Here is a 9,899-nt window from a genome sequence, read left to right as displayed (position 1 = left end):
TCCGCAGGCGCAGCGAGCGGGCGTACGGGGTCAGCGCGTCGGTGACCTGCTGGGCGAGCTCACGGGTCGGGACCAGGACCAGAGCCAGCGGCTGCAGCGGTTCGGCGCGCTGACCGGCGGTCCTGGCCAGCAGCGCCAGACCGAAGGCGAGGGTCTTGCCGGAACCGGTACGGCCACGGCCCAGCACGTTGCGTCCCGCCAGGGCGTTGGGCAGCGTCGCGCCCTGGATGGGGAACGGCACCGCCATGCCCTCGTGCGCCAGCGTCGCCAGCAGGGCGGCCGGCATGTCCAGCGCGGCGAAGCTCTCCACCGCGGGCAGCGCCGGGGTGAGCGTGACCGGAAGAGCGAACTCGCCCTGAACGGACGGGCGTCGGCTTGAACCACCGGAGCGGCCCGAGCCCGCGTAACCGCCGGAACGGCCGGAGCCACCGGAGCCCGCGTAACCGCCGGAACGGCTCGGCGCACCGGAGCGGCTCGGCGCCGAACGGCCGTAACCGCCGGCGCTGGAGGCGCCGCCGCGGCTGGTGGAACTGGGGCTGGAATACGAGCGGTTGGAACGAACGGGGTTCACGGAGAACCTTCCTGGATACGGCACGTATCCAGGAGGCCCCAGCAGCGAACACGCCGCACGAAGGCATCGCAGAGACGAACCGGAAGAATGAGCAAGAACGAGACGGGACCGAAGCGGCGCGGAATCAACCGCGCGAACACACTTCGCCACGAGCGGCACTGCCAGAGATGGCGGCCGGAAACTGGACCGTAACGAGCGGGTCCGGGGCAGTGAGCACATCGCGGTCGTGGACCGCGGAGCCGCCTGCCATACGGCGTGGAACCGATGCTGCAGCGGCCCTGCCCCGCTCGGCACTGAACGGGGGGCTGGGGGACGTGCAAGCGACGGCCAGGGCCCGCAACCTTGCGGAGCGGGCCCTGGCCGTTTGATGCGCGTCAGTGCTTAGGCGGGAACGATGTTCTCCGCCTGCGGGCCCTTCTGGCCCTGCGTGACGTCGAAGGAGACCTTCTGGCCTTCCTGGAGCTCACGGAAGCCCTGGGCGGCGATGTTCGAGTAGTGGGCGAAGACGTCAGCGCCGCCACCGTCCTGCTCGATGAAGCCGAAGCCCTTTTCAGCGTTGAACCACTTCACGGTGCCAGTAGCCATGTGTGTCTCCTTAAGACAAGGCAGAACCGGAACCCGCACTGTGCGGAGTCCGCGTCGCCGCGATGAGCCCATCCGGAGATGACCGGCCAAACAAAAAATGCACCCGCGGGTCACGCCCGTCGAGTGCACACAAAGTTCATGGGTACCACAACTGCAACTGGCATAAAGATAGCACAGACGGTGCCTCGGTGCGGGTTCCCCTTCCTTCAGTCGGTCCTTCCTGAACGGGACTTGATGTGGGACTCTGGGCTATACCACCACCCCCCTTCCTTGCTGAGGCACTATGCGCTGCATCATCGCCGGCTTCCCGTTCGACCTGATGAAGAGCGAGGTGCTGCACAAGATGCAGGGCATCAAGCCCGAACCGGTCACCGGAGAATCCGTGATCATCAGTCGCCGCACCTACCCCGTCAAGCAGGTCGGCCAGATCCTCACCCGACAGGACCGGCGTGACTTCACCGCCGAGCAGATCACCCGGGCCATGACCCGACTCGGCTTCACCTGCCGTCCCGCGCCCGCCGCTGTCACGGCCCCGGTCAGCACGGTCCCGGCCGCCACGGAGCCGAGCCCGGACGAGCCCGAGGCAGCGATGCCGGGCAGTCACCACGCCTACAGCTGACCGGCGACACGCCCCTAGGTCGACGTTTCCACGGCCCCAGGTCGGCCGGGCTCCCGGAAGGCGGCGCTGCACCGCCACGGTCGTGGCGGTGCAGCGTGAGCCGGAAACCGGGCACGCGGGTCTAGCGAAGTTGCTGCCGGACCCGGGCGGCTGATCGGTGCAGCCGGACCGCCGCAGCCACCGGAAGGGGCACTGCCGCCAGCAGGGCGGCCATCAACGCGACCGGAGTCAGACCGCCGCTTGCCACGGAGAAGACGACGGCGAGTACGGGGACGGCGATGACCGGCGAGAGCATGAGCAGCGTCGCCTGACGCTTCTCCCGTCGTACCCACTGCGGGGACTTCCACAGCCGTACGAGTGCGGCGATCATGGCGGCCAGTGCGAAGAACGGTCCGATCACCGGAATGAGTGAGGCCGGAAGCGCGACGACGATCAGACACAGGGTGATCGCGGTGCGCCTGCCGCTCTCCGGTACAGGGCCGCTGCCGGCCTCCTCGGCCAGGGCGGCCGCGACGACCTCCCCGGGCGTCCCCAGCTGGTCCAGGACTCGGCGCACACTGCCCTCGTCGACGGTGTCGGCGTCCGCCAGCGCCACTTCGATGTGCTCCCGCAGATCTGCCAGCAGCTCCTGGCGGCGGACGTCGGGAAGCGCCACGACCCCTTGTCCGACCGAGGACAGATAGGCCTGCACGAGGGGGTGGGCGAGAGTGTCGTTCACGTCGTCTCTCCGGGGGTGAGGAAGTGGTCGACGGCGGTGCGGAAGGAGGGCCAGTTCGCGGTGAACTCCTCCAGCGCGCTGCGGCCGGCGTCGGTCAGTGTGTAGTACCTGCGCGGCGGCCCGTTCTCGGATTCCTGCAGGTGGGTGTCGGCGAGTCCGGTGCGCCGAAGGCGCGACAGCAGGGGGTAGATCGTGCCCTGGCTGGTCGCCATCACGTCGACCCGGGCAAGCTCCGCCAACAGCTCCACCCCGTAGCGGGGGCCGTCCCGGAGCAGCGCCAGGACGCAGTACTCCAGCACCCCTTTACGGAGCTGACTCGCCACTCGGCCGTCTGCTCCAGGGATGCTTGCATAACCATCTACCATGCAAAGCATGCTACCAGGTGGCCCGTACCGCCATGACGGACAGCGCAACATCAGGCCGACGCGTCAGCCGGCGGTCCAGCCCGGGATCATGGGCAGCAGCCTTGCTATTCGGGCAGTGGACGGTCGTCGACGACGCCCTTCATGACGAGGGTGGACGTCAGTCGCTGGACGCCCGGCAGAGTGGCCAGTCGCTGGTCGTAGAGCTGCTGGTAGGCGGCCAGGCCGGTGGTGGCCACGCGCAGGAGGTAGTCGCGTACTGGCCCGGCCTGCCGCCCTGACCGCGTCCACCGAGCCCGTGGCCGCCTCGCGCCGGCAGATCATGCTGAAGGGCGCCGGGATCAGTGGTCTGAACCCCAAGGCGCTGCTGCTGTACTTCTCGCTGTTCCCGCAGTTCATCGACCCTGCGGCGGACTGGCCCGTCGCCGCGCAGACCGGCCTGCTCGGGACGCTCCACATGACCCTGTGCGCTGTCGTCTACCTCGCCGTCGGCGTGCTGGCGCGTACCGTGCTGAAGACGCGGCCCGCGCGGTCACCCGCGCCTCCGGTGCCATGATGATCGTCATCGGCGGGTGCCTCCTCGCCGAGGGACTGATCGGCTGACCGGTCCCGCACAATCCCCACCGGATCACCGCCCGTTGAACGCCATGTCCGTTGAACGCCGTGAGTGACCCAGCAGCACGGCTGCTTCCACGCCGGAGCCACCGGCGCTGTCGCGGACAGCGCCGGTGGCTACGCGGCATTCACTCTGTTCCCCGAGGGCACCTCGGTGCTCACGGTCGAATACAGGATCAACCCGCTGGCACCGGCCGTCGGCGAGCACCTTGAGGCCGTTGGGACGGTTCTCAGGTCGGGACGGACCCTGACCGTGTGCCAGTTGGAGGTGTTCGGCGTCCAGGGCGGCGAGCGGACGCTCGTCGCGAACGGTCAGCAGACCCTGATCTGCATCAACAGGCCAGACCACTGATCGTGGTTCAGCGGCCGCACAGGGCCGTGTCCACGACGCTCTCCACGTGCTTCATGGCTGCCTCGTCGGTCGGCTGAATGGTCACCGCGACGTTGGCGGCGCGGCCCTTGCTGGTGACGCCGCCCCGGGTCTCGTACCCCGGGAAGCTGCCGCCGTGGCCCCAGTAGACACCGCCGCACGACAACGGTGTGCTCACGAGCCCCAGTCCATAACGGGCGCCGGAGGCGAAGGGGTATCCGGCCGGGACCGTGGTACGCATCTGGGCGAGCTGGGCCGGCGGGAGGAGGCGGCCGCCCAGGAGCGCGGTGAAGAACCGGTTGAGGTCGGAGTTCGTGGAGATCATCCCACCTGCCGACCAGGCCCAGGACGGATCCATCTCCGTGACGTCGACCAGCGGCGCGCCCGCTGCATCCTGGTAGTAACCCTTGGGATGGGGTTCTCGGATGGTGGCGTCACCCGGGGCCGGGAAGTAGGTGTGACGCAGCCCGATCTCCTTGATGATGCGCTGGTCTATCTCCTCGGCGATGGAGCGGCCGGTGACCTTCTGGACGAGCAGGCCGGCCAGCACGTAGTTCGTGTTGCTGTACGCCCACTTCTTCCCGGGGTCGAAGTCGGCCTTGTGCTGGAGGGCGAGGTCGAGGAGTTCGCGCGGCTCGAAGTACCGGACGTCGTCGCCGAGGTAGTTGGTGTAGTTGGGAAGTCCGCTGGTCTGCTGGAGGATCTGGCGGACGGTGATACGGCGTCCGTCGATGCCCTCCCCGCGTACGACGCCCGGCAGGTAGGTGTCGACCTTGGCGTCGAGGCGGATCTTCCCTTCGCCGACCAGTTGCAGCACGACCACCGCGGTGAACACCTTGGTGTTGCTGCCGATCCGCACCTGCCCGTCGACGGGCACCTCGGATCCGCTGGCCACATCGCCGACCCCCGCGGTGTAGGTGCGGGTGTGACCCCAACGGTCCTGGACGCTCGCGAGTGCGGCGGGCAGTCCATCGGAGTGCACCAGCGCGTTCAGACCCTGCTGGACGCTGTCCGAGCGGCCTGAGGCAACAGTGTCCGGCCTTCCGGCGGCATACGCCACGGGCGGCGCCAGGGCACCCATCGCCATGACACCCACGACCACCGCGGCGGCGGCCGCCACGACTCTGCGCCGACCCTCCTGCGGTCGCCCGGAAGAACGGAACTTCTGCCATGTCTGCTCGCTCACGCGCCAACTCCTGGGGAATCACTGGGACCAGTTGTGTGTACCGGTCCAGCATTTCCGGAAGCGACCGCCCGGACGATCCTGCTAACTGCCCAGCTCAGGTAGGGCTAGCCCCCGGTACGACCGGTCAGCGCGCCGGATCGAACGCCTGCCGATACCGGTACGGAGTGGTCTGGTTGATCCGGGTGAAGTGCACGCGGAGGCTCTGCGCCGAACCGAAGCCGCATCGTTCGGCGACGCGGTCGACGGTGTCGTTCGTGGTCTCCAGCAAGTCGCGGGCGCGGGCGACGCGTTCGTGCACGAGCCATTGCAGAGGCGTGGTTCCGGTACTGGCGCGGAAGTGGCGCAGGAAACTGCGTTTGCTCATCGCCGCCCGCAGGGCCAGCTCGTCGATCGTCAGCGGGCGGTGGAGCTGAGTGCGCGCCCAGTCGAGCACCGGAGCCAGACTGGTCGACTCGCCGGCCGGCACCGGCTGGTCGATGTACTGGGCCTGGCCGCCTTCGCGGTGCGGCGGGATGACCATGCGGCGGGCGAGAGTGTTGGCGACGCGACTGCCGTGGTCGAGCCGGACGAGGTGCAGGCACAGATCCAGTCCCGCGCACTCACCCGCGGAGGTGAAGATCCGCTCGTCCTCGGTGTAGAGCACATTCGGGTCCAGCTTCACCGCCGGCCACCGTTGGGTGAGTTCGGCGGCGTACATCCAGTGGGTGGTGGCGCGGCGGCCGTCGAGCAGACCCGCTGCTGCCAGGGTGAACGCTCCGGTGCAGATGGACGCGATCCTGGCCCCTCGCGCGTAGGCCTTGCGCAGAGCTCCCAGCAGCTCCGGCGGCGGATCGCCCTGCAGGTCGGCGCAGGCCGGGACGATCACGGTGTCGGCCCGCTCCAGCTCCGCGAGATCCGCACCGTCGAACGACAGCCCCTCCGCCGTGCGAACCGGACCGTCGCTCACCATCGCGCACAGCGTCACTTCGTACCAGGGGACGGGAAAGTCCTGTCGGGGACGGCCGAACACCTCGAACGCGACAGCGGCCTCGAACACCGGGACGTTCGCGGTGAGCGGCACGACGATGCGGTGGGGCTTCTGCATGGCACGAATCTAGCATCATGTGGCGTTCTTGCCACTGCCGCAGGGGATGCGACGAGACCAGGATGGTGTCCAGCGGTCGGCGAGCGAACCGTTCCATCCACACCATGACCAGGAGTTCCGCCATGACATCGAATCCGACGGTCACCGTCTTCGGGGCCTACGGGCACACCGGGCGCTTCGTCGTTGCTGAGCTGCTCCGCCGTGGATGGACCCCCATCCTCTCCGGCCGGGACGCCGGGAAGCTGGCGGTTCTCGCGGCCGACAACCACGACCTCGAGACCCGCCCGGCGTCGATCGACGACCCGGCTTCCTTGGACCGCGCTCTCGTCGGTGCGGCGGCCGTCATCAACGCTGCCGGGCCCTTCGCCGCCACGGCGACGCCGGTGATAGACGCCGCCCTGCGGGCCGGGATCCCCTACCTGGACGTGGCGGCCGAGGTGGAAGTCGCTCTGACCACCGTCGACCAGTACGCGAAGGCCGCACCGGAAGCGGGGATCGCGATCGTTCCCGCAGCTGCCTTCTACGGCGGTCTCGTCGACCTCCTGGCCACTGCGGCGATGGGAGACTGGCCCGCCGCGGACGAGGTATCCATCGCCTATGCCCTGGACAGTTGGCGTCCCACGCACGGAACCGTGGCGACCGGCTACGTCTCCGACGCGCGCCGCGACAGCAAGCGCCTGGTCTTCAGCCAGGGCCGGCTGGAACTGCGCTCCGACGACCCCGCGACCACGGAATGGACGTTCCCCGAACCGTTCGGAACCCAGCGCGTCCAGGCGGACTTCACCACCGCGGACAGCGTCACCCTCCCGCATCACCTGAACGTCTCCGAGATCAGCAGCCATATGACGATCGCCCCGCTCGAGGACCTGACCGGTACCCAGCTGACGGAGCCGACCGGGGTCCGGTCGGACCAGCAGTTCCTCGTCGAGGTCATCGTCCGGTCCGGGGACGAGCGGCGCCGCGCGGTCGCGCGCGGACAGGACATCTACGCGGTCACCGCCCCCATCGTGGTGGAAGCGACGCGGCGCCTCCTCGAAAGTCCCGTGCCGCCCGTCGGAGTCATCACCGTCGGCGCGATCCCCGACGCGGCGGACTTCCTGCAGTCGCTCAGCTCGGAACACTTCACCGTCGAGCTCTCGTAACCCGTCAGCGGCTGCGAAGCCGGCTGTGACGGGAGCGTGGTGCGGCGGGTGTGTCGTAGGCGTCCTGGAGAATCCTGGAAACACATCTGTTCTCACTTGGAGTTGCGATGGCCGTTCGCCGAGTCGTGCCCAACGTCCGGTCGGAAGCGGTGCCGGAGAGCCGGGAGTTCTACGGCCTGCTGGGCTTCGAGGAGGTCATGAACCACGGCTGGATCATGACGCTCGCCTCCCCGTCCAGTCCGGCGGCGCAGATCAGCTTCATCGCCGACGACAAGACCGCGCCGGTCACGCCCGACATGAGTGTCGAAGTGGACGACGTGGACGCGGCCTACGCGGTCATGCGGGACAGCGGTGCGGAGATCGTGCACCCCTTGCAGGACGAGGAGTGGGGGGTGCGTCGGTTCTTCGTCCGTGACCCCAACGGCCGGGTGGTCAACGTGCTGGGCCACCGCTGACGATCCTCCCGAGACCACGTCGGCCGGCCCCGGCCGTCGTGGGTGAACGGGTGGGCGAAACGAAAGGGCCGCACGTCCCGGCGTCGGGACGTGCGGCCCTTTCGTTTCGCCCACCCGTTCACGCAGTCTTCGCCATGAGGTCGTCGCCCGGGCCCCGTCGTGCACGAGTCTTTCGCCTAGCGTGCTCAGCGATCACCCGACGAAACGCCTGCGGAGACCTCCATGTGCAGTCCGCTCCACCAGCCCGACGGTGCCCTCCCGACCGGAGCCAGCCGTCGTACGTTCCTCCGTGTCACCGGACTCACAGGTGCCGCCGCGGCCGCAGCGGCCGGAGGGCTCACCACCGCCGCTTCCGCGGCCGCCCTGCCCCGACAGGAGACGGCTGACAACGTTGCCAATCGGAGCCCCGACCCCGACAGCCCCCGCTTCACGCTGGTCGTCATGCCGGACACCCAGTACCTCTTCGACGGCGCCAGCATCAACGCCGCGCCCGTCGAGGCGTCCCTGCGCTACATCCTCGACCACGGACGCGACGAGAACATCGCCTTCCTGTCCCACCTGGGCGATCTCACCGAGCACGGACTCAAGGAGGAGTTCGGGCCGCTGAGCAAGGCCTTCGAGCTGCTCGACCGGCGGCGCGTCGGTTACAGCGTCCTGGCGGGCAACCACGACATCAACTCGTCGACCGACGACCAGCGCGGCCCCACCCCCTATCTGGACGCCTTCGGCCCGCGGCGCCTGCGCAAGCTGCCCACCTTCGGCGGAGCGACACCCGACGGCTACAACACGTACCACCTCTTCCGCGCCGCGGGCCGTGAGTGGCTCGTCCTCGCCCTCGACTGGCGGCCGTCCGCCGCCGGACTCGCCTGGGCCCAGGACGTCATCCGGAAGCACCCGAGGACGCCGGTCATCCTCACCACCCACGAGCTCGTGTACGCCGACCGGGACGGCAACGAGGCCGAGTTCTCCGAGCACGGCCGGCACCTGTGGGACGAACTGATCGCCGGGAACGACCAGATCTTCCTGACCCTGAACGGTCACTACTGGCCCGCCGCCCGCACCACGCGAAGGAACGCGGCGGGCCATGACGTGCATCTGCACATCACCAACTACCAGAACCGCTACTACGGCGGCAGCGCGATGATCCGCCTCTACCGCTTCGACCTCGCCAGGAACACCATCGACGTGGAGACCGTCTCCCCATGGATCGTCGGTCGCGCGGGCGAGGGGCTCAACGAGCTGGAGCGCCGCGAGATCGAGCTCACGGGGCCGCAGGACAGCTTCTCCGTGCCGCTGGACTTCGAGCAGCGCTTCGCCGGCTTCGCACCCGTCACCCCGCGCGGCCCCCGCCCCGCCGCGCAGCTGCTGGTGCCCGGCACCGTCGCGTACTGGCGGTTCGACGGCCCGCACTCGGACGGCGCCCCGGCCGACGCCGCCCTGCGGGTCGACGACCTGTCCGGTCACGGCAACCACCTGACCCGGGGGCCCGTTCCCGGCTCGCCGGCGGACGCCCTGCGCTGGTCCGCCGACCACCACCCCGACCAGCCGGGCCACGGCAGCCTCTACTTCGACGGCGGCAAGCCCCCGCTGCACGGCGCGTATCTGCAGACCGCCAAGGACGCCCCGCTCAACAGCAAGACCTTCCGGACCGGCTACACCGTCGAAGCCTTCGTGAAGCTCCCCGCCGACTGGGACGCCGGCCACCACGCGTGGGCCTCGATCCTCAGCCGCCGCGGCACCCTCGGCGCCGCCGGAAAGACCGCAGGCGACCCGGAAGAGCCCGTCGCCACCCTGTCCCTGTCCGACGGGCCGGGCCTCCAGTGGGCGGCCGCGCCGCTCGACCAGCCCGGCCTGGTCACCAACTGGAGCCACGAGCTGGCGCGGGGCACCTGGTGGCATGTCGCTGTCGTCAACGACGGCAGGCACACCACCTTGTACGTCGACGGCTGCCGGGTCGCCCGCAACCCCGCGACGCGTACCAACGGTCTCGCGACGCTCGGACTGCCCTGGCTGCTCGGCGCCTACGAGTACGGGGGCGTCCTCGACCAGCTGATGCACGGCTGGATCGGGGACATCAGGATCACCGAACGCGCGCTGCCCGTGCGCGACTTCATGAACTCCTGACCGGACCCCACCCACTTCGCAACCTGACAGCACCACCTCACAGCACCACCGCCGACATGGCACCACCC

At 69.3% G+C, this 9,899-nt stretch carries 11 protein-coding genes and 2 pseudogenes; 6 read left to right on the top strand and 7 right to left on the bottom strand.

All coding sequences use genetic code 11. From position 1 onward, the window contains the following. Positions 1-571, bottom strand: a 571-nt coding sequence (locus G3I60_RS41585; protein WP_164608475.1) for a DEAD/DEAH box helicase, incomplete at its 3' end; no start/stop codon positions are given. 381 nt (positions 572-952) lie between these two features. After that, positions 953-1,156, bottom strand: coding sequence for a cold-shock protein (locus G3I60_RS41580; protein ID WP_034275260.1), 204 nt, complete (start codon positions 1,154-1,156; stop codon positions 953-955). Positions 1,157-1,439: 283 nt separating this feature from the next. On the opposite strand from G3I60_RS41580, the gene G3I60_RS41575 reads away from it, so the two are divergent. Further along, positions 1,440-1,775, top strand: a complete 336-nt coding sequence (locus G3I60_RS41575; RefSeq protein WP_164299088.1) for an SCO5918 family protein — start codon at positions 1,440-1,442, stop codon at positions 1,773-1,775. A 121-nt stretch (positions 1,776-1,896) separates the two neighbouring features. Here the strand turns inward: G3I60_RS41575 and G3I60_RS41570 are convergent, their stop codons facing one another. The 3 genes and pseudogenes from G3I60_RS41570 to G3I60_RS41560 all read right to left on the bottom strand — a co-directional run. Then, positions 1,897-2,493, bottom strand: a complete 597-nt coding sequence (locus G3I60_RS41570; protein ID WP_164299086.1) for a hypothetical protein — start codon at positions 2,491-2,493, stop codon at positions 1,897-1,899. Further along, complete coding sequence (locus G3I60_RS41565; protein ID WP_138359503.1) at positions 2,490-2,858, bottom strand: PadR family transcriptional regulator; 369 nt, start codon at positions 2,856-2,858, stop codon at positions 2,490-2,492. The genes G3I60_RS41570 and G3I60_RS41565 overlap by 4 nt, the downstream gene beginning before the upstream one ends. Positions 2,859-2,962: 104 nt before the next feature. After that, positions 2,963-3,109: pseudogene (locus G3I60_RS41560) on the bottom strand (Lrp/AsnC ligand binding domain-containing protein); the annotation flags it as partial. A 44-nt stretch (positions 3,110-3,153) separates the two neighbouring features. Here G3I60_RS41560 and G3I60_RS41555 point away from each other — a divergent pair. After that, positions 3,154-3,411: a LysE family transporter gene (locus tag G3I60_RS41555; RefSeq protein ID WP_343241871.1), complete on the top strand. Its 258-nt coding sequence runs from the start codon at positions 3,154-3,156 to the stop codon at positions 3,409-3,411. A gap of 105 nt (positions 3,412-3,516) precedes the next feature. Next, a pseudogene (locus tag G3I60_RS41550) lies at positions 3,517-3,822 on the top strand (PaaI family thioesterase); the annotation flags it as partial. A gap of 7 nt (positions 3,823-3,829) precedes the next feature. Here the strand turns inward: G3I60_RS41550 and G3I60_RS41545 are convergent. Together G3I60_RS41545 and G3I60_RS41540 are read right to left on the bottom strand one after the other, a co-directional pair. Beyond that, on the bottom strand, positions 3,830-5,026 hold the full coding sequence (locus tag G3I60_RS41545; RefSeq protein ID WP_343241870.1) for a serine hydrolase domain-containing protein: 1,197 nt from the start codon (positions 5,024-5,026) through the stop codon (positions 3,830-3,832). Between the two features lie 124 nt (positions 5,027-5,150). After that, a complete protein-coding gene (locus G3I60_RS41540; protein ID WP_164299082.1) occupies positions 5,151-6,110 on the bottom strand; it encodes a helix-turn-helix domain-containing protein in 960 nt (319 codons plus the stop codon). A gap of 122 nt (positions 6,111-6,232) precedes the next feature. On the opposite strand from G3I60_RS41540, the gene G3I60_RS41535 reads away from it, so the two are divergent. The 3 genes from G3I60_RS41535 to G3I60_RS41525 all read left to right on the top strand — a co-directional run bounded on the left by G3I60_RS41535 (position 6,233) and on the right by G3I60_RS41525 (position 9,831). After that, entirely contained in the window at positions 6,233-7,252 is a 1,020-nt protein-coding gene (locus G3I60_RS41535) for a trans-acting enoyl reductase family protein (RefSeq protein ID WP_164299080.1), read from the top strand. 107 nt (positions 7,253-7,359) lie between these two features. Next, positions 7,360-7,707: a VOC family protein gene (locus G3I60_RS41530; RefSeq protein WP_164608474.1), complete on the top strand. Its 348-nt coding sequence runs from the start codon at positions 7,360-7,362 to the stop codon at positions 7,705-7,707. 222 nt (positions 7,708-7,929) lie between these two features. Then, entirely contained in the window at positions 7,930-9,831 is a 1,902-nt protein-coding gene (locus tag G3I60_RS41525) for a LamG-like jellyroll fold domain-containing protein (RefSeq protein WP_164608473.1), read from the top strand. The last annotated feature ends 68 nt before the right edge of the window (positions 9,832-9,899 follow it).

The organism is Streptomyces sp. SID13666, from assembly GCF_010548325.1.
GTDB lineage: Bacteria > Actinomycetota > Actinomycetes > Streptomycetales > Streptomycetaceae > Actinacidiphila > Actinacidiphila fildesensis.
Note: the sequence above shows the minus strand (reverse complement) of the source record. Positions and strands in the feature narration are given on the sequence as shown.